The 20,074-nt window shown below is 37.8% G+C and carries 16 protein-coding genes; 9 read left to right on the forward strand and 7 right to left on the reverse strand.

Annotated features, from left to right (window positions below):
- Positions 1–191 precede the first annotated feature (191 nt).
- From ABXH34_RS10265 to rfaD, 3 genes are all read left to right on the forward strand, one after another.
- On the forward strand, positions 192–1,958 hold the full coding sequence (locus ABXH34_RS10265) for an AAA family ATPase (protein WP_353571789.1): 1,767 nt from the start codon (positions 192–194) through the stop codon (positions 1,956–1,958).
- Between the two features lie 356 nt (positions 1,959–2,314).
- A complete protein-coding gene (hldE, locus tag ABXH34_RS10270; RefSeq protein ID WP_353571790.1) occupies positions 2,315–3,742 on the forward strand; it encodes a bifunctional D-glycero-beta-D-manno-heptose-7-phosphate kinase/D-glycero-beta-D-manno-heptose 1-phosphate adenylyltransferase HldE in 1,428 nt (475 codons plus the stop codon).
- Positions 3,739–4,683 (forward strand): ADP-glyceromanno-heptose 6-epimerase, encoded by a 945-nt coding sequence (rfaD, locus tag ABXH34_RS10275; protein WP_353571791.1) that lies wholly within the window; start codon positions 3,739–3,741, stop codon positions 4,681–4,683. Before hldE ends, rfaD begins: the two co-directional genes overlap by 4 nt.
- Positions 4,684–4,855: 172 nt before the next feature.
- Here rfaD and ABXH34_RS10280 read toward each other — a convergent pair whose 3' ends face one another.
- Positions 4,856–5,239, reverse strand: coding sequence for a DUF6394 family protein (locus ABXH34_RS10280; RefSeq protein WP_353571792.1), 384 nt, complete (start codon positions 5,237–5,239; stop codon positions 4,856–4,858).
- 9 nt (positions 5,240–5,248) lie between these two features.
- Complete coding sequence (locus ABXH34_RS10285; RefSeq protein WP_353571793.1) at positions 5,249–6,394, reverse strand: hypothetical protein; 1,146 nt, start codon at positions 6,392–6,394, stop codon at positions 5,249–5,251.
- 132 nt (positions 6,395–6,526) lie between these two features.
- Here ABXH34_RS10285 and ABXH34_RS10290 point away from each other — a divergent pair, with 132 nt between their 5' ends.
- Positions 6,527–8,245, forward strand: coding sequence for a sensor histidine kinase (locus tag ABXH34_RS10290; protein ID WP_353571794.1), 1,719 nt, complete (start codon positions 6,527–6,529; stop codon positions 8,243–8,245).
- Positions 8,246–8,977: 732 nt separating this feature from the next.
- Positions 8,978–12,211 carry an InlB B-repeat-containing protein gene (locus tag ABXH34_RS10295; protein WP_353571795.1) on the forward strand — a complete coding sequence of 1,078 codons (3,234 nt, stop codon included), beginning with the start codon at positions 8,978–8,980 and terminating at the stop codon, positions 12,209–12,211.
- Positions 12,212–12,486: 275 nt separating this feature from the next.
- On the opposite strand, the gene ABXH34_RS10300 is transcribed toward ABXH34_RS10295, so the two are convergent.
- The 4 genes from ABXH34_RS10300 to groES form a co-directional block, all read right to left on the reverse strand.
- A complete protein-coding gene (locus ABXH34_RS10300) occupies positions 12,487–13,026 on the reverse strand; it encodes a hypothetical protein (RefSeq protein ID WP_353571796.1) in 540 nt (179 codons plus the stop codon).
- Positions 13,027–13,068: 42 nt separating this feature from the next.
- Positions 13,069–13,404, reverse strand: a complete 336-nt coding sequence (locus ABXH34_RS10305) for a hypothetical protein (RefSeq protein ID WP_353571797.1) — start codon at positions 13,402–13,404, stop codon at positions 13,069–13,071.
- A gap of 145 nt (positions 13,405–13,549) precedes the next feature.
- On the reverse strand, positions 13,550–15,208 hold the full coding sequence (groL, locus tag ABXH34_RS10310; protein ID WP_353571798.1) for a chaperonin GroEL: 1,659 nt from the start codon (positions 15,206–15,208) through the stop codon (positions 13,550–13,552).
- Between the two features lie 62 nt (positions 15,209–15,270).
- Complete coding sequence (gene groES / locus ABXH34_RS10315) at positions 15,271–15,561, reverse strand: co-chaperone GroES (protein WP_353571799.1); 291 nt, start codon at positions 15,559–15,561, stop codon at positions 15,271–15,273.
- A gap of 423 nt (positions 15,562–15,984) precedes the next feature.
- Here groES and ABXH34_RS10320 point away from each other — a divergent pair, with 423 nt between their 5' ends.
- From ABXH34_RS10320 to minE, 4 genes are all read left to right on the forward strand, one after another.
- Positions 15,985–17,103 (forward strand): toll/interleukin-1 receptor domain-containing protein, encoded by a 1,119-nt coding sequence (locus ABXH34_RS10320; RefSeq protein ID WP_353571800.1) that lies wholly within the window; start codon positions 15,985–15,987, stop codon positions 17,101–17,103.
- A 172-nt stretch (positions 17,104–17,275) separates the two neighbouring features.
- Positions 17,276–17,995: a septum site-determining protein MinC gene (gene minC, locus ABXH34_RS10325; RefSeq protein WP_353571801.1), complete on the forward strand. Its 720-nt coding sequence runs from the start codon at positions 17,276–17,278 to the stop codon at positions 17,993–17,995.
- A 122-nt stretch (positions 17,996–18,117) separates the two neighbouring features.
- Positions 18,118–18,924, forward strand: a complete 807-nt coding sequence (gene minD / locus ABXH34_RS10330; protein WP_353571802.1) for a septum site-determining protein MinD — start codon at positions 18,118–18,120, stop codon at positions 18,922–18,924.
- Position 18,925: 1 nt separating this feature from the next.
- Positions 18,926–19,189, forward strand: a complete 264-nt coding sequence (gene minE / locus ABXH34_RS10335; protein ID WP_353571803.1) for a cell division topological specificity factor MinE — start codon at positions 18,926–18,928, stop codon at positions 19,187–19,189.
- A 218-nt stretch (positions 19,190–19,407) separates the two neighbouring features.
- On the opposite strand, the gene ABXH34_RS10340 is transcribed toward minE, so the two are convergent.
- The coding region (locus ABXH34_RS10340; protein WP_353571804.1) for a Card1-like endonuclease domain-containing protein at positions 19,408–20,074 on the reverse strand (667 nt) is incomplete at its 5' end.

Genomic DNA, 20,074 nt, shown 5'->3' on the forward strand with positions numbered 1-20,074 from the left:
GTTTTCTATTATAGAATAACTGTTTAAGTATGTTTTGTTTGTTTTAAATATATGTTGATAAAGGTTATTATGATGTCAGATAAGCAATCTATTGAAATCACGGGTAATGTTGAAAATGCCAATATTAGCATCGGTGACAATAATTGGCAGCAGTTATCAAGCTATTCATTATTGCAGGAGGTAACATAATCATGAAATTTCCTTACGGGCTGGCAGATTTTGAAGCCTTAATCAGCGAAGGTTACTACTATGCCGACCGCACGCAATACATTCATATATTAGAAGAATCCAGTAAACACTTACTATTTTTACGCCCGCGCCGATTTGGTAAAAGCTTATTGTTGGGAATGCTAGAAAATTATTATGATTCAAGAAAAGCAGATAAATTTAATAAATTATTCGGCCATTTAAAAATCGGCGACAACCCAACCCCGACTCATAATCAATACTTCGTGATGCGCTGGGATTTCTCTATGGTCGATGGACAGGGAACAATTGAAGAAATTAAGCGAGCTTTGCATAATCAAATCAATGCCTCTATTTGGGGTATGAGTCTGCGCTATCCAAATATCTTTGATAAGCTCATCATTGATAAAGAAGACTCACTATCCTCGTTGCGTTCTCTAGTTGAAATTATTAATCAAACTTCTCATAAACTTTATTTACTAATAGACGAATACGATAACTTTGCCAATGAAGTGATGATTGCACAGCCGTCTGATTATCCCGCATTGGTACGAGGTGAAGGCATTATTAAAACCCTATTTAAAGTCATAAAAGGCCTAAGTGCAGGACAAGGCATTGACCGTGTTTTTATTACAGGTGTATCGCCAGTGGTCATGAGTGATGTCAGTAGCGGCTATAATGTCGCAAAAAATATTAGCTTACGCCCCGAATATGCCGATTTATGTGGATTTCACGAACAAGAAATAATCCAAGTTTTAAAGCAAATAGCCCAAAAATGTGAATTATCAACAGAAAAAACCGATGAAGCCTTAGACATGATGCGCACGTTTTACAATGGCTATCGCTTTGATAAAAAAGGCACGGAGAAAATCTATAACCCGACTTTAGTATTATATTTTTTTGATATTCTAATCAGAGATTGCGCTTATCCCGAACAACTCCTTGATAGCAATCTGGCCATGGATAGAAATCGGATTAACTACATTGCAAAATTGCCGCATGGTCAAGACATCATAGCTCGTATTTTAGACCCTGAAAATCCAGCAAAAATAGGCGAATTAGCGGATAAGTTTGGCGTGGAAGACATGTTATTTGCCAGTAAAGACCAGCCATTTATGGGTTCATTATTGTATTACTTAGGTGTAGTAACTTTAGGCGAACGGGATCAATTTGGTGAACTCTCATTGCAAGTGCCTAATTTAGTGATTCGACGTTTGTACATTGAACGAATCAAAGAAATGTTATTGCCTGAATATGAAGACAAAGAAGCGATTCGCAGTGTTGCAAAAGCATTTTATCATCATGGCAATCTACAACCATTGTGTGATTTCATCGAAAACCGATATTTCCAAGTGTTTGATAATCGAGATTACAAATGGAGCAATGAACTGGTTATAAAGTCTGCATTTTTGACAATCCTGTTTTCAGATACATTTTACATCATGGATTCTGAACAAGAATTAAACAAAGGCTATGCGGATTTGAGTTTAATCGTGCGTCCCGATATGCGTCAATATCAATTACTAGATCACGTTTTGGAATTCAAATATTTAAAATTAAGCGATCTAAATATGACGGGAAAACAAGTTAAAGCACAAAGCCGCGAAGCATTAGCCCAACTACCTATGGTACAAAAAGCCTTGGCAGAAGCAGAACAACAATTGAACCATTATCGCCAAGCCTTGATTGAACGACATCGCGTTACATTACGTTTACATACTTATGCCGTTATTGCCTTGGGGTTTGAACGGTTGGTATTTGTGGAGGTATAGTCAATTCTATCTTGAGTGTGAGGACTGGTAGTCCTGAAATATTTTAAATATCAAATAGTTTTAAAATCTAGAACTGCTGCCAGTCCTGTATCATCTTAAAATAAAATGGCTATAATAGAATCATGAAATTTCCTTAAAATTTCCTTATGGACTCACGGCTTAATCTGACTCCTAGATTGTATTTCCGTTATACTTCATTTAGCACGAAGCCGAGCTTCTGAAACTTACTCTCAAATAAAATTTCGGGAGTTGGAAAAAAATATTGATATATCAAACAAATAAACCAGTATCTATTCATAATTCATAATTCATAATTCATAATTCATAATTCATAATTCATAATTCAAAAAAATCCCATGTTTGCATCAATCCCAGATTTCTCTACAGCCCATGTTCTAGTCATTGGCGATGTTATGCTTGACCGTTACTGGCATGGCACAACTTCTCGTATCTCACCCGAAGCACCCGTGCCCATTGTTCATGTGCAACAACAACAAGAACGCCCCGGCGGTGCGGGTAATGTCGCGCTCAACATTTCAGCTCTTGGCGCGAAAACTACCCTCATCGGTGTCACGGGAAAAGATGAAGCCGCCGACCAAATTCAACAACACTTACAAGCCAATGGAACATATTGTGATTTAATTCAATTGGATAATGTCCCCACCGTGACCAAACTACGAGTGCTCAGCCGTCACCAACAATTGATTCGTCTCGATTTTGAACAAACCCAAATCCCTTTAGACAGCGACAAAATGTTAGCCAGTATGTTGGCACATCTACCCAAAACCAAAGCGGTGATTTTATCTGATTATGGTAAAGGTGCATTGACTGATCCACAAAGTCTGATTAAAGCCGCACGCCAAGCGAACAAGCCAATATTAATTGACCCAAAAGGCAGTGATTTTGCAAAATATCGTGGTGCAACCTTGATTACCCCCAATCGCAGTGAATTTGAAATGGTTGTTGGATATTGCGAAACCGAACAACAACTGGTTGAAAAAGGTGAACAATTACGCCAATCACTGGATTTAGAAGCATTACTGATTACTCGTAGCGAACAAGGTATGACGCTGATTCGTCAAGGCCATGAAGTATTGCACTTGCCAGCTCATGCACGTGACGTTTTTGATGTGACAGGGGCAGGAGATACGGTAATTGGCATATTAGCCGCTTGTTTAGCCGCAGGTGAAGAGCTGGTTAGCGCAACTGCATTAGCCAATATCGCCGCTGGCTTAGTGGTTGGGAAATTGGGTGCTGAAACTGTGAATATTGCCGAATTACAACATGCTTTGCATACTCAAGAAGATCGCGGCATTTGTAATATAGATTCACTTAAAGCAACGATACAAACCGCTCAAGCGAATGGTGAAAACGTCGTGATGACCAATGGCTGTTTTGATATTCTGCACGCAGGACATGTGCAATATTTACGTCAAGCACGACAATTAGGTGATCGCCTGATCGTGGCAGTCAATGACGATAATTCAGTCAAACGTTTAAAAGGTGAAACTCGTCCTATCAATAATTTACAACAGCGGATGACGGTTTTAAATGCGTTGGAATGTGTTGATTGGGTTGTGCCATTTTCTGAAGATACGCCTGAAAATTTAATTTGTGCATTGTTGCCTGATATTTTAGTCAAAGGAGGAGACTATAAGATTCGAGACATTGCAGGTGGAGATTGTGTGATGCAAAATGGTGGCAAAGTATTAGTGCTAGACTTTTTGCAAGGCGTTTCCACAACTAATATGATTCAACGGATACAAACAAAGGATGCAACATGATTATTGTCACAGGTGGCGCGGGCTTTATTGGCAGCAATATTGTCAAAGCCCTGAATAAGCGCGGACATAAAGATATTCTCGTGGTCGACAATCTGAAAAAAGGCCAGAAATTTATTAACTTAGTTGACTGTGACATTGACGACTATATTGATAAAGAGGTCTTTTTACATAAAATTGCCTCACGTGAATATTTTGCTGCATCGATTGAGACTATTTTCCATCAGGGCGCGTGTTCTTCCACCACTGAATGGGATGGTTATTACATGATGGCCAATAACTATGATTATTCTAAAAATTTGCTAACGTATAGTTTGGCGAAAAAAATCCCGTTTATTTATGCCTCTAGTGCATCAGTTTATGGCAGTGGTACAACATTTACGGAAGACCACCGCTATGAGTCACCGCTTAATGTATATGGTTATTCTAAATTCTTATTTGACCAATATGTGCGTCAACGTTTACCCACAATGACCTCTCAAGTGGTAGGTTTGCGTTATTTCAATGTATATGGCGCACGTGAACAACATAAGGATGCCATGGCCAGCGTAGCATTTCATTTTAATAATCAAATCAAAGAAACGGGTAAATTATGCTTGTTTGAAGGTTGTGATGGTTATGGCGATGGTGAACAGCGACGCGATTTCATTTCGGTTGATGATGCGGTTGCGATTAATTTATGGTTTATGGAAAATCCTGATAAATCAGGGGTATTCAATGTCGGGACGGGTCGCAGCCAAACCTTTAAAGATGTGGCCAATGCCGTGATTGATTGGCATCAAACAGGTGAAATTGAATATATTCCATTCCCCGAGCATTTAAAAGGCCGTTATCAAAGTTTCACTGAAGCTGATATTTCTCGTTTGCGCGACGCGGGTTGCCAACATGAATTTAAAACTGTGGAACAAGGCGTAAAAGATTATTTGGATTGGTTGAATCAATAGAAATCATGTTAGGGGTGTTGGGAATTTATCCACACGAAATCACATTCACCCCTAGATTTTGCTTTATGGGATTTATTTACAGCAAAAACAAAACCATATCATTCCTATAGTGAATTTCTTGTTATGTGTTAGGACTGCCAATCCTGTATTACTTTAAAATAAAACGACTATATTATCTTCTTAACATTGCCGTTTCAATCACAAGCAATTGTACAGAAACAATATTAGCCAACAATGCACCGCCTGATAATGAAACAATACTGGCCATAATCGTTTCGGTTAAACCTGTACCTGTGACATGAATCGAAATGCCCCACACCAAAGCCGCAATAAATAATTGTAAATCGGCCACTAAACTGGTTGCTAATAGCACCGCACCGACTTGTGAACGATCACCAAATTTCAGAATTGTCGCGGCTAAATTAACAAAAATCGCAGCCACTAATTCATAAACATGATGATGTTCTGGATTATCCATATCGCCTAAGAAAAAACCAAAATTCAACGTCAAGGCCATCACAATGAAAAAGCCGAATACTACCTTCTCTGGATTCATAAAATAACTCTATTGGGTGGTCGTTTGATATCGAGGGGATAAATTAATATGTTCGCTCATATAAGCGCGTAATTGCTCATAAAATTGTTTTGGATTATTGTCTTGATACTCAAATGTTTGTTGCTGCACATTTTGTATTTTAGCTTTTTCTTGAAAAGACAATTGTATTAAATAGGGCTGCTCTGCTTGTTCTGGCGAAGAGGCTTGAATAATAATTTCTAAATGCTCATATAATTTAATTGCAGGGGTCGCCGTTGCATTTGCGACAACAGGTACGCGAATCACAGATAAACGTGAGGTTTGCAAAATTTCGCTCACCATCGCATGAATATCATCTAACACTTCTTGCTCTCGAACCGAGCCACGCAACCGAATTTCTACGCTTTTCACCGCTGGGGTTAAATTACGTAATTCAATTTCCTGCTGGGGTAAAACGGTATTTTTCAGTTCAGCAATCAGCTTGGGTTCTATAACCTGTTCAATTATTTTTTGCTCTTGAATCGGCTCTAAATTGTCAATGGGTAATGCAATCGTACGCTGCGTATTCAAAACATCAGAAATGATAGGATGTGGATCAGTATCATAATCAGAGGGTTTGTATTGTGCGTTAGAGGCCTGAGTCACATCATGTTCAGGGCTGTCTAAATCAGTAATGGCTAAAGTCTTTGCAGCATTACTGTCAATGGCAACTTCTAAATTTAATAACTGGGTAAAATAATCTTGCAGAGATTGATACACCGCATTTGCATCATTTACAAAATAAATAAAACTTTGGATTTTCTCAGGCTGCCCTGCCAATTTTGTACGTAGGCTAAATAAATAAGAGGGTGAGTCCAATACATCAGGTGTGGGCATTGCAATATGAATGTCTAAATGTTCAACCGTAGGAATAACAATGCTGACTGTTGGGTCTTCGGTGGTTGGGACGCGCACCACATGCAGCTTAGATGACTGTAATAGCTGTGAAATCAAATCATTAACCTGTTCTAAATACGGCATAACAGATTGTGCGCCTTGTAGGCTAATATTGACTGTTTTCACCGTTGGCGTAAAGTTACGCAATTGCAGTTCACCATGGTTTGCTTGAGTCATCGCTGTCAATAGCAATAATATAATTCCACAACTCCATTGGTTGAACTTCATAGCATTTGTCATAATGTACCCTCACAGCATTTAAATAGATAGCGTATTCTCTATCTGAATAGTGGACAAAATATCATTGAAGCGTAGAATTGAAAACCGTCTGATTTAAATGATCACCACTTTTCAACTTACCTATATGAAATCATGCTGCACCAACAGACAACATTTATTTCCCCACAACATGAGCACCGCTTACTTGGCTTAGTTTTAATCAGCTTACATCTTGCCCTATGGGTGAGTGTACATGATTTTGCCTTGCGGGCTTTATTTTTTACCCATTTTAGTGTGTTCTTATTATGGCAACCACTATGGGAAAAACGCAATCCACCCTCGCTGAAAAATATCTTGCTGCTGAGTGGCAGTGCCGTTATTTTTCTAGTTTATTTGAATTTATGGCTTATTATTTTTTGGCAATTAGTATTGTTAGGTTTATTGGGTGGGCGCGATTTAGCCAAGCCCCAAGATAGGTTTATCAACATAGTCGCTATTATTTTCATTTGTTTGCAATTATTTGTCATCAGCATTCCAAGCATGTTTATTTTTGGCGATTTAGCCACGACCCAACTAAGTTTTTCTGGGCTTGATTGGTTAAATTATTCGCTGTTGGCGATTCCGGGAATATTTTTATTGATTCCTGCTGATAATAGTTCAGAACACCGCTATCACATTGATTTTTTTCATGGTTTGATTATCTCCCTGATATTAATTATTGTGGGATTGGGTAGTTTAACCATGATGTATCATCAAGACAATAGTTATCCACTCGCTGTATTTCAGATGTCTTTCGCGACCACTTTTTTCATTTTTACAGTCAGTTGGCTATGGGTTATTTTTGAAAATAAAACCAGTATTGATGAACTATGGACACGGCATTTACTCAATATTGGCAGCTCATTTGAGTTGTGGTTAGAGAATTTAGCTCAGCCACAGAACTATAAAGGTTTAACCCCGCGTGAATATTTAGAGTCTGCATTAGAAAAATTGGCGGCTTTGCCTTGGGTACAAGGTATTTCATGGCATTCAGTATATGGTGAAAATATGCTGGGTAGCAGTTCAAACAATCAATTGGTTATTTCGACGCAATCGTTGGAAGTCACGGTTTATTCACGTTATCGCATCAGTGCGAGCCATTCATTTTTGATTAAATTATTAGTGCAATTGGTTGAGCATTTCCATCAAGCCAAACGTCGTGAAGAGGCTTTTGCTCAGCAGGTACATTTACAAGTGATTCATGAAACAGGCGCGAAATTAACCCATGATATTAAAAATTTACTTCAATCTTTACAAGCGATTAGTTCTGTAATTGAAAGCAGCCAGCCCAGTCAATTTGGCGATACGCAGCGTTTATTACAGGGACAAATGCCGCATTTAACCCAGCGTTTGAAACGCACTTTGGATAAATTGCAAAAACCACAAGAATTGCCTTATACCACCGTTCCATTAAGTTTGTGGTGGGGTAATTTAAAAGCCCGTTATGCTAAGCGCAATATTAGTTTTGTAGAAGAAATTAAAAACAATCATGTGCTGATTCCTGAGGATTTATTTGATAATGTGGTAGAAAATGTGTTGCAAAATGCCTTATCTAAACGTAAACGTGAGCCAGATTTACAAATTGAGGTTTCGCTTTATGCCGATGATGATAAGTTACGTTTGACTGTCTGTGATGATGGGACGGCAATTGCTGAGCAAATTGCGGATACCTTAATGATGCAGCCTGTGACTTCAAAAGATGGTTTTGGAATTGGTTTATATCAAATGGCAAAGCAGTTAATGGGTTCTGGTTATCAGGTTTCATTATGCCGCAATATTGCTGGGGAAGTATGCTTTGAACTAGTCAATGCAGAAGAGGATGACGGCCACTAATAGTTTATTTTTTTATCAATTTAGCCTGTCTTGTTCCCACAAGTTTTGTGGGAATGACTTCACGATGTGTCACATTGAGTAAAATTTATAACACCATACGTCTCACACATATTTCAATTTGAATCATGGACATTTGCTTGGTGTATGACACTGCGCTTATACATTCTACGTGGCTGTATGGGAACAAACCATTTGTGTTGAAGCCAAAAATCTTGCAGATGAATAATTTATCATTAATTTTAGCCGTAAACAAAAATAACATCATTGAGGCTTACAAGCTGTGTTGGAATATCGAAACCCTGTTTGGCAATCTTAAATCTCGTGGGTTTAACTTAGAAGCAACTCGTGTCTCTAAGCCCTAAAACATTCATAAACTATTCTGTATTCTAGCATTTACCTATGCTCTTAACACTGGAGCTTGGCGGATTTCTCAGGGAAATTCTATTTCTGTTAAGAAATCTATCAACCGCCCTGTCACATCTATTTTTTGCTTTGGCTTAAATTGTTTGTAGCAATTATTGCTTAATCTTTTTGAATACAATAACTTACAACTATCCATTGATGTGCCTTAACTTTTGTCGAGTTCAGAGGAAAGGATATTGTAATCTGTTATCTGAATTTTTAAATTTTCAAGCAAAATTAAGCATAATGTGATTGTAATTATGGTTAACTGGTTAATTACATGATATAAATGTGGTTTTTACTTAACAAATTTTTAAGGTAGGTATCATTATGAGATTATTTTGTTCAAACCCACTACTAAAATATTTGGGTGGACTGCTGCTGCTTATTGCTTCAAATAATAGTTTTGCTTTCAGTTGCCAAGATGTGACAGATGTGCCTGTCTCTGAGTGTGAAGCCTTGGTTGCAATTTATGATGCACTCGATGGTGATAACTGGATACACAATGATAATTGGACACAGACAAAGGAGCTTTGTAGTTGGTATGGTGTGTCCTGTTTATATGGAAGTGAGGGCAGTTTATATAGACTTAATTTATCTAGAAATCAGCTCAGTGGTGAAATTCCTGCCTCCATTGGTAACTTGGTTTTCTTATCTTATCTTGATTTATCTAGAAATCAGCTCAGTGGTGAAATTCCTGCCTCCATTGGTAACTTAGTTTTCTTATCTTATCTTTTTTTAAATAATAATCAGCTCAGTGGTGAAATTCCTGTCTCCATTGGTAATTTAACTGAGTTACATAATCTTTCTTTAAATAATAATCAGCTCAGTAGTGAAATTCCTGCCTCCATTAGTAATTTAACTTACTTAAGTCAGCTTAATTTAGATAATAATCAGCTCAATGGTTCAATTCCCCCTGAAATTGGAAATATTCCCAATTTGAGCTTATCAAATAATCAACTTAGCGGCTCAATTCCAATTGAATTATCCAATCATGAAAATTTGAGGTTAGACAATAATGATGTATGCCGTATTTCAAGTGTAGATTATTCAAAAGTCCCTAACTATGAAACTTTCCCCATTTGTGTTGTTGAGGTATTTTCATGTAATAACGTGACTGAAATCCCTGTTTCTGAGTGTGAAGCCTTGGTTGCAATTTATGATGCACTTGATGGTGATAACTGGACACACAATGATAATTGGAAGCAAGCTTATACGCCCTGTAGTTGGAGTGGAATCGAGTGTGAAAATGCAAAAATTACAAGTCTTAATTTATCTAATAACCAGCTCAGTGGTGAAATTCCAGCCTCGATTGGTAATTTACGTGACTTAAAAAGGCTTGATCTATCTGATAATCAGCTCAGTGGTCAAATTCCTGACTCCATTGTCTATGTTGGAGATATTGTTGGATATTATTCAGAAAATCATACTACAATTGATTTGTCCAGTAATCAGCTCAGCGGTCAAATTCCCTCACAATGGAATGCTTATAGTTCTGGCCCTATTCATGCTATGAGCATAAATTTCTCGAATAACCAACTCAGTGGTGAGATTCCTCCCGACTTAGGGAATATTATTGCCAGCCACCTAGATTTCTCGAATAATCAACTCAGTGGTGAGATTCCTCCTGGATTGGGAAATACTGCTGGCCATCTAAACTTATCCAATAACCAACTCAGTGGTTCAATTCCATCCAACTTAGGATATATTAGTGATCTAAATTTATCGAATAACCAGTTAACTGGCGAAATTCCTTTTATATCGTATAGTCAATGGGATAAACCTAATCTTACAAATAATGACTTATGTCGAAATCCTAGTACTGACTACTCAAACTATCCTGAACTTGAAGTATTCCCCATTTGTGTTGCTGAAGCATTTTCATGTAATAACGTGACTGAAATCCCTGTTTCTGAGTGTGAAGCCTTGGTTGCACTTTATGATGAATTAGATGGTGATAACTGGGCACACAATGATAATTGGAAACAAACAAATAACATTTGTTCTTATTGGTACAACGTCACATGTGAGAATGGGCATATCACAAGTATTAGCTTAGAAAACAATCACCTTTCTGGCTTGCTCCCTGCAAATATTGCAGACTTAACAGGATTGGAAGCGCTCAATATTGCGGGTAATCAAATATATGGCAGTTTGCCTGATTTAAGCGCAATCACAAATCTTGGTAGTGTCAATGCCGATCAAGACAGTGGTTTATGTCATGACACAACTTTTGATTATTCTGCTTATCCTCAATTAAGTAATTTACCTGATTGCGATTCACTTGTTGCTTTAACCGTTTCAATTGGCGGTACAGGTTCAGGTTCTGTGAGTTTAGGTAACTCAGGTATACAGTGCGATGATCAATGTGAGCGATTGTTTACTAAAAACACAAATATTACTTTGACCGCTGTCCCTGAAACGGGAACGGTTTTCCAATATTGGTCGGGCCAATGTAGTGGTACAGAACTGAGCACTCAAATCACATTAAATGCTAAAAAACAGTGTAAAGCAGTCTTTGATTATGATGAGTTACGCGCGGATGTGCATATTATAGAGCTGAATAAAGCAGGTGAGGGTTCAGGTTCTATTTTTGCCAAGCAAGGTAGCAAAATCATTTTGGCATGTGATGCTAATTGTCCAATACGTAATAGCATTCATTTGCAAGAAGGTGATGAGTTTACATTGACCACTTTCCCGCGTCCCGGTTATCAATTTATATCATGGACGGGTAATAATGCTGGATGTATTAGCACTGAAAGAACGTTATCAATGACGATGGGACAAGATTCTATTCGTTGTGTAGCTCGTTTTGAGATATTGCCTGATACACCTCAGACAATGGCGATGTTGAGTACGAGTACAATTGGTATGGGTGATGGTATGGTTAAGACAACAGGTATTTATTGTGGTGATAACTGTGTTGAATACCATAACTTTGGCTCAAGCGTTTCACTCAATGCGAAACCTGATTCATTGTCTAAATTTATCGGTTGGTTTGGTTCTTCAGAATGTCATGGTAAAACAGAGCATTATATTAAGTTTACACTTAACCAAGATACGGAATGCCAAGCTTATTTTGAGACTGATATTGATAATTTGATTACGCAGCGTATAAAAGCTTTCTATGAACAAGCGCTTTTAAGTAATGGAGCTGCTGTTTCTGAGTATTATCCAGCCTCTTTGAATACTGAGCGTTTGGAGCAAGGATTGAGAATAGCATATAATTCAATGCACAGAGTGAAGGATCATTTTGCTGTTTCAAGTCAATGGCCTACGCAGGATAATGCAATGGAACGTTATCAACCACTTCCATCTGATTTGTATGTCAAGGGGATTCAATTGGTCAGTGATGGCACAGTGACTTTAAATGATGGTAGTCAGGAGAGTGTCGCAGGTAATTATATTGAGTTGAAATTGTTGATGATGCGTAAACAAGGTGTAGAAGAGATATCGCCTATTATTATTTACTTTAAGGGTGATGTGGCTTCGCAACATTTGTTAAACGCTAACTATACGCCAACTTCTCAAGGTGATGCTGCTTATGCTATCTTTGGTTATTAGTTGATGTAGTCGTTTATTGATTGTTAGGATTGTCAGTCTTTGAAGGCTTGGCAGTCCTAAATCGCCTTTAAAACGCAACTTCAGGAGATTGCAGTTATTATACTTATTAAAATCAATTCTTTATCAGGTTACATTACAAAAAAACTTGAGAAAAGAATAGTTGATTTATAATTAATTGAAATATAGGTACTTTATGAAAACTATCCACAGTATTTGTTAAACGCCAATTATCTGCTTAAAAGAATTTTCCTCAATAAACCCTACAAGAAATCTAATTAATAAATCATCCAGAAATTTTCAATTCTGATAATCTGTTGAGCACTTTCTTTTCGTGCAAATGCGACAACTGCTACCGTTCCAAAAATAGCAGCAAGGGCAACTGTTCCAAGTGTCAAAGAAGCATCATTATTTAACGTTCTTGCAACTACCCCAACTATCCCACCAACAAACCCTCCTGTAATTGTTGATTTTAATGCTGCTCGAATATCTAAATTGTATGGCACAGTCTCAAAATTTTCTTGTCCATCAACTTCATATCTAATTTGAATTTGGAAATTATATGTAATAGGTTTAAAAAATAGTGAACGTTTTGCTCGAAGGACAAATTGTTTGATAATCGAATTCCCAGGTTGAAGAATAACTGGTATTTTTCCATCTTTAAAATCCTCAACTTTCATAAAAATTCTATCAAGGTCATCATTTGTTGGATTTTCAGGAAAATGCAAGTGCCATAAATCACTAAAAGAACCTGCAACTAAGTCTGAATGACTACAATTCCCACCTATGTAAATATGATGCTCTGCCTCTGTTGGCATAAAGGTATATTGTTTTGCTTCTGTCCCAATGGCTTCTGCAATTCAAGAACCTTGGGGAGGTATCAACCATTGTTTTACCTGCTTAAGAAAAAATTTAAATTGAGCTTTATATTTATCCAAGCCTTCTAATTTATTTAAACGTCCTTCATATTCAGAAGCTTGGGCTGTTAGATATTTTTGCAACCATGCAGAATCCAGTAGCTCAACAGGTAGATGAGTTTGAGCAGAATAGATTTTAATTGGTACATCATAAGGGTTTTCAATAATAACAAAAATAGAAAAGTCTCGTAAAGAATCAACTGTGGGTTCAGAAGTAGATATTCTTGTTTTTAATGCACCTCGACGCATCCTATAAGGAATCATTGCATTATCTGCCATATTTTAAAGCCCAATTACAATTTACTTAATCGTACCTTAAAATAGACAGAGCTTCAAAGTAAAAACAACAAAAAAGCCCCATCCATCGAAATGAATGAGGCCTTTTTTAACTTATAATGAGCTAGAAACTAGCGTCACAGGCTGCTTACATCATGCCGCCCATGCCACCCATTCCGCCCATACCACCCATGCCGCCCATATCTGGAGCACCCATACCAGCATCATCTTTAGCTACTTCAGCAACCATCGCTTCAGTTGTAATCATTAAGCCTGCAACAGATGCTGCATTTTGTAATGCTGAACGAGTTACTTTAGTTGGATCTAAAATACCCATTTCAATCATGTCACCAAATATTTCAGTTGACGCATTGTAACCGTAGTTACCTTTGCCTTCTTTCACAGTATTTAAGATAACAGACGCTTCTTGACCTGCGTTAGAAACGATTTGACGTAAAGGCTCTTCCATCGCACGACGTGCAATGCTAACACCCATTTCTTGATCCGTGTTATCGCATTTAACTTCGCTCATTGTTTGTAATGCACGAACCAATGCAACACCACCACCCGGTACAACGCCTTCTTCAACTGCTGCACGAGTCGCATGTAACGCATCTTCAACGCGTGCTTTCTTCTCTTTCATTTCCATTTCAGTTGTCGCGCCGACTTTAATCACAGCAACGCCGCCTGCTAATTTAGCAACACGTTCTTGTAATTTTTCACGGTCATAATCAGAAGTCGCTTCAGCGATTTGTTGACGAACTTGTTCAACACGATCTTTAATTTCAGCTTCGCCGCCAGCACCATCAATCACAGTTGTGTTTTCTTTAGTGATGTTGATTTTCTTAGCAGTACCTAAATCATTGATAGTCGCGCCTTCTAAATTCAAGCCAACTTCTTCAGAAATTACAGTTGCGCCAGTTAAAATCGCGATGTCTTGTAACATTGCTTTACGACGATCACCAAAACCTGGTGCTTTAACCGCTGCAACTTTAACGATGCCACGAATATTATTTACAACTAAAGTCGCTAATGCTTCGCCTTCAACGTCTTCAGCAATGATTAATAAAGGACGACCTTGTTTAGCAACACCTTCTAATACTGGTAACAATTCACGGATGTTAGAAATTTTCTTGTCATGTAACAAGATCATTGGGCCTTCTAATTCAACCGCCATTGTTTGTTGATTGTTGATGAAGTAAGGAGACAAGTAACCACGGTCAAATTGCATACCTTCAACAACGTCTAATTCGTTTTCTAAACCAGAACCTTCTTCTACAGTGATAACGCCTTCTTTACCGACTTTACCCATTGCATCAGCGATGATACGACCGATGTCAGAATCAGAGTTAGCAGAGATAGTACCGACTTGTGCAATTGCTTTGTCATCGATACAAGGTTTAGATAAATCTTGTAATGCTTTAACTGCAGTGATAACCGCTTTATCAATACCGCGTTTTAAGTCCATTGGGTTCATGCCCGCTGCAACCGCTTTCATACCTTCACGCAACACAGCTTGTGCTAAAACTGTTGCCGTTGTAGTACCGTCACCTGCGATGTCAGAAGTTTGAGAAGCAACCTCTTTCACCATTTGTGCGCCCATATTTTCGAATTTATTTTCTAATTCGATTTCTTTCGCAACAGAAACACCATCTTTAGTGATGGTTGGTGCACCGAATGCTTTTTCTAAAACAACGTTACGACCTTTAGGACCTAAAGTTACTTTAACTGCATTAGCTAAAACGTTAACACCGTCAATCATTTGATGACGCGCGTCATCTGCAAAACGTACTTCTTTAGCTGCCATGATTATTTATCCTCGGAAAATTTAAAATCTTATAAAACGTTTACGACAATATTCTAAAGGGTTTAGCCTTCGATGATTGCCATGATGTCTTCTTCACGCATCACAAGCAATTCGTCGCCGTCAACTTTAACTTCTGTGCCAGCGTATTTGCCAAACAACACTTTGTCACCCGCTTTTACTGCTAAAGCGCGTTTGTCACCGCTTTCTAAGATTTTGCCATCACCAACAGAAATGATTTCACCACGGCTTGGTTTTTCAGTTGCAGAATCAGGGATGATGATGCCGCTTGCTGTAGTACGTTCTTCTTCCATACGTTTTACAATCACTCGGTCGTGCAATGGTTTGAGTTGCATCGGGGTAAACTCCTAAAAAAGTTGGTTGTTAATATTATTATTAGCACTCACTGGTGTTGGTTGCTAATAATAGGGATTTGGTTTTAGAAGTTCAATAGCTAAAGCCGATTTTTTTTATTTTAATAGACAGAAGGTGTCGCTTATTTTCTGTACTCTGTGAATGCTTCGTCCTGAAATCTATCATCACGGCATAAGTTATGACGGGGTGTAGTCGTTTTATTCTAAGATGATACAGGACTGGCAACCCTTAGTTTTGAAAGCAATTGATATTTAAAGTTTTATAGGACTACCAGTCCTAATACCCCAAACGAAATTGACTATATTAGGGCTTCATTATGAAATGTGAGCACTTCGTTTCCATTTTTAGAGCTTAGAGATAAAACCTGTTACAATCGGTATTAGGCTTGATACTGACTGATACCAATGGCTGTTTCTACTTTTCAACACGATATTTTCATTAGTTACGCATCTGTGGATAATCAACCTTTATTCGGTGCGGAATATGGCTGGGTTACAACCTTGGTTGGACACCTGCAAACGGTTTTGAATCAACAATCTGGACAGGAATGTAAGCTTTGGATTGATTACAAAGATTTACAACATCACCAGCCTACGCCACAACAAATTGAGCAAGCCATTGATAATAGTGCTTGTTTTATATTGATTTTATCTGCGGCCTATTCAGCCAATCAAGAATGTTTACAACAAGTGCAGCGTTTTATTGCTCAACATTCACGCCAGTCCATTTTTATTATTGAAAAAGAATCACAGCCTAAACTCGGCTTATTATCGGATTTTATTGGTTATCCATTTTGGGAACAAAATTTACAAACTCAGCGTACCCGAACTTTAGGCGTGCCCGTATTATTACCTGAGAGAGATGGGCTTTATTATCAGCAAGTAACCGAGTTAGGGCAGCACTTAATCCAAGATTTATTATCCGCTCAAGCTATCGTATCCCAAACTATAGAATCAACATCATCATCACAAGTTCAAGATACGCCACCAGTTTCTATTTCAAGCCCCAAAGTATTTATTAGCTATAGCTGGGATTCTGATAAACATAAGCAAAATGTATTAGCCTTCGCACAACAATTAATCAAACAAGGAATTGATGTCGCCTTAGACCAGTTTGAACAATTCCCCGCTCAAGGTTGGGCAAATTGGATGCTCGATCAAATTGAAGAATGTGATTTTGTGTTGATTGTGTGTACTGAAACCTATAATCGTCGAGTTAGACGCAAAGAAGAAGGACGTGGCAAAGGGGTGACATGGGAAGGTACAATTATGACCGATCTGATGTATGATGATTTTCATCAAAATACGCGCTTTATCCCTATTATTTTTTCCATGGAAGATATGCCGCATGTGCCGCGCTTTCTCGGTAGTGTATCCCGGTTTATGGTGACGACTAAAGAAGGCTATAAAGATTTATATCGCTATTTAACTCAACAAGCAGCGATACAAAAACCTGAATTGGGTGCAGTACATACTTTAGAAACAGAGCAAGTAGCTCAGACTTTAAATTTTAATTTTGACTGATTGGTTTAGTCGATTAAAGCCCAAAATAACAATGATGGCTGAAAATATTGGTTAAAAATACTCGTTGTTAACACAGATGTTTTTGAGAATAGAACATTTTGTATTATAATCTGTTTCTGTGATTTAAAATCACTCCACCTTTTTAAGACACCATCCAGTTGTAATAAATCTCATGTCTTTATCAATACAAACGCCCGCAGTGCTTGAAATCAAAGGTAGCCTTTTACCTGTAATGATTGTGCAATTATTTGATACTGATAAAGAACGTATTGCGGTAGCACTCAAAGAAAAAATTCAAAAAGCCCCTAATTTATTTCTCAATGCAACGATTATTATCGACCTCAATCCAATTCAGGAACAAGATTTACCCTTGTCTGATATTGTGAAAATTGTACGGGATAATGGCTTAATACCTGTTGGCATTCGTGGCGCAAATGAACATCACAAACAACTTGCAGCACAATTGTCATTGGGGCTGTTTCCTAATGGTCGGGAAATACAAAAAACAAAAAATACTGAAAAAGAAACCACACCTCAACCGTCTAATACTAAAGTTGTGTCGCAACCTGTACGTTCAGGCCAGCAAATTGTATGTTTAGATGGTGATTTAGTTATTTTATCTTCGGTTAGCCCCGGTGCTGAAGTGCTTGCTCAACGCCATATTCATGTTTATGGTGCGTTGCGCGGACGAGCATTAGCAGGCGTTAACGGTGACACCCAAGCGCGGATTTTTTGCCATCAATTGGAAGCAGAAATTGTTTCGATTGCAGGCAATTATCAAGTTAACGAGGATTTAACGGAAGATGTGCGTGGCAAGGCTGCACAAGTGTTCTTAGAAAATGATAAACTAATAGTACAAGCTTTAAATACCACCAATACGCTAAGACGTTAATTCGATTGTGAATGATTTTTGTATAGTAGAATATAATAACTGAAAATAAACGGATATTTTAGAGCCAACTGTTTAACATCATACGGGCTAAAAACGACATTAGGGTTTTAGGAGACATCAGTTTGAGCAAGATTATTGCTGTCACATCAGGTAAAGGTGGCGTAGGGAAAACAACAACCAGTGCAGCTTTTGCAACAGGTTTAGCATTGCGCGGCTATAAAACAGTCGTGATTGACTTTGATGTTGGCTTGCGTAATTTAGACTTAATCATGGGATGTGAACGGCGGGTTGTTTATGATTTCGTCAATGTGATTAACGGTGAAGGTAATTTAAACCAAGCTCTGATTAAAGATAAACGAGTGGATAGTTTATACATTTTGCCAGCGTCCCAAACCCGTGATAAAGATGCGCTCAGTCAAGAAGGGGTTGAAAAAATCCTTACTGAACTCAGAGATCGCTTTGATTATATTATTTGTGATTCTCCAGCGGGTATCGAACATGGTGCGATTATGGCAATGTACTATGCTGATGAAGCAGTTATTGTCACCAATCCTGAGGTGTCTTCAGTACGGGACTCAGATCGAGTGATTGGGCTTTTATCGAGCAAAACAGAGCGTGCTATTGAAGGTAAAACTCCGATTAAAGAGCATTTATTGATTACGCGCTATTTACCTAAACGGGTGAATCAAGGCGACATGCTCAGTGCTGAAGATGTACAAGATATTCTGGCTATTCCGTTATTGGGTGTGATTCCTGAATCATCAGTGGTGTTGCAATCCTCTAACTCAGGAACGCCTGTGAGTTTAGAGCCTAATTCTGATGTGGGTCAGGCATATTTAGATGTGGTTTCACGGTTTTTAGGTGAAGACTGTCCTATGCGTTTTGTCAATGATAAGAAAGGGTTACTTTCCCGCCTATTTGGAAATTGATATGAGTTTTTTTGATTATTTCCGTTCATCCCACCAAAATACAGCAGCGATTGCCAAAGAACGCTTACAAATCATTGTGGCACATGAGCGTGGTCGTGAAGCGCATTTAGATTATTTACCTTTATTACAACAAGAGTTATTAGAAGTTGTCAGAAAATATGTTGCAATAGATGATGAGCAAATTAAAATTAGCGTAGACAAAGATGGGGATTACGAGGTTTTAGAGCTTAATATTACCTTACCCGAAGTGGAAAAAGCCCGTTAAAATATCGTGGAATAATCCAGATTGGCAGCTTTGATAGCAAGATTGAAGGCTGCCAACCTTTGAAGAATTAATGCAATATTTCTGCTGTTTTTAGCAAATGCGAATAAAATCTTCAGTTTATTGGCAATTTTTAAATTACTATATAAATGTCCTTCTTTGTTTTTCAAATAGTTGCGATTTTAGGCGATGGGGATTTTCAAGAACTGTCCGAAGTATTATTATTTAAATAGTTCAGATAAATGGTTTAACAAGGTTTTTTCATTTACGACTGTTAATTTAAACATACTACTCATTGCTGCCGCTTTTTCATCATCTAAACCAGAAACCAATAAAATTGCATAGTTTGGATCAATATTTAAACATTTGCGTAAGGTTTGATATTTGTTAATTGAATCTCGAAACTCTCCTGATTTGCATTCAATCCATAGAGGTTGCTTATCATTGATTAAGAAAAATATATCCAATTCATTTTGAGTATTCTGAGCTGTGAATTTAATGGTAGAATTGCGTAAACAAGAAAATTTTTGCTCTTTTGCCATCAAGAATGTTGCTACTTTCATAAACCCATACCATTCCAACCAGTCGCCATTAAAAAAATGTTGAATTTGAGGAGCATCACTGAGTTGTAAGAAAATACTGTTTTTATCTTTATTGTGATGATACTTAGAAAAGAAGACACATTCATATGCCATTTGGCAAAATTTTTGGATTATTTTTCTATCCATTTTATTATAATCATTTAACTGTATAGTAAATTTATCATAGCCTTTGCGCTGCCGATAACGAATCCCATCCAATAAATTGTCTAACAATATTAAGTTATCACCAAGCATAACCGCAACTTCATCAAAGTAACCAGAAATATCTGACGCAGCAACATTAGGC

The sequence above is a fragment of the Candidatus Albibeggiatoa sp. nov. BB20 genome, assembly GCA_016744725.1.
Lineage (GTDB): Bacteria > Pseudomonadota > Gammaproteobacteria > Beggiatoales > Beggiatoaceae > Albibeggiatoa.

What these genes read in the sequence shown, in the direction of transcription:
- ABXH34_RS10265 (WP_353571789.1), top strand. Translation starts at nt 192, where the DNA reads ATGAAATTTCCTTACGGGCTGGCAGATTTTGAAGCCTTAATCAGCGAA.
- hldE (WP_353571790.1), top strand. Translation starts at nt 2,315, where the DNA reads ATGTTTGCATCAATCCCAGATTTCTCTACAGCCCATGTTCTAGTCATT.
- rfaD (WP_353571791.1), top strand. Translation starts at nt 3,739, where the DNA reads ATGATTATTGTCACAGGTGGCGCGGGCTTTATTGGCAGCAATATTGTC.
- ABXH34_RS10280 (WP_353571792.1), bottom strand. Translation starts at nt 5,239, where the DNA reads ATGAATCCAGAGAAGGTAGTATTCGGCTTTTTCATTGTGATGGCCTTG.
- ABXH34_RS10285 (WP_353571793.1), bottom strand. Translation starts at nt 6,394, where the DNA reads ATGACAAATGCTATGAAGTTCAACCAATGGAGTTGTGGAATTATATTA.
- ABXH34_RS10290 (WP_353571794.1), top strand. Translation starts at nt 6,527, where the DNA reads ATGCTGCACCAACAGACAACATTTATTTCCCCACAACATGAGCACCGC.
- ABXH34_RS10295 (WP_353571795.1), top strand. Translation starts at nt 8,978, where the DNA reads ATGAGATTATTTTGTTCAAACCCACTACTAAAATATTTGGGTGGACTG.
- ABXH34_RS10300 (WP_353571796.1), bottom strand. Translation starts at nt 13,026, where the DNA reads ATGCCAACAGAGGCAGAGCATCATATTTACATAGGTGGGAATTGTAGT.
- ABXH34_RS10305 (WP_353571797.1), bottom strand. Translation starts at nt 13,404, where the DNA reads ATGGCAGATAATGCAATGATTCCTTATAGGATGCGTCGAGGTGCATTA.
- groL (WP_353571798.1), bottom strand. Translation starts at nt 15,208, where the DNA reads ATGGCAGCTAAAGAAGTACGTTTTGCAGATGACGCGCGTCATCAAATG.
- groES (WP_353571799.1), bottom strand. Translation starts at nt 15,561, where the DNA reads ATGCAACTCAAACCATTGCACGACCGAGTGATTGTAAAACGTATGGAA.
- ABXH34_RS10320 (WP_353571800.1), top strand. Translation starts at nt 15,985, where the DNA reads ATGGCTGTTTCTACTTTTCAACACGATATTTTCATTAGTTACGCATCT.
- minC (WP_353571801.1), top strand. Translation starts at nt 17,276, where the DNA reads ATGTCTTTATCAATACAAACGCCCGCAGTGCTTGAAATCAAAGGTAGC.
- minE (WP_353571803.1), top strand. Translation starts at nt 18,926, where the DNA reads ATGAGTTTTTTTGATTATTTCCGTTCATCCCACCAAAATACAGCAGCG.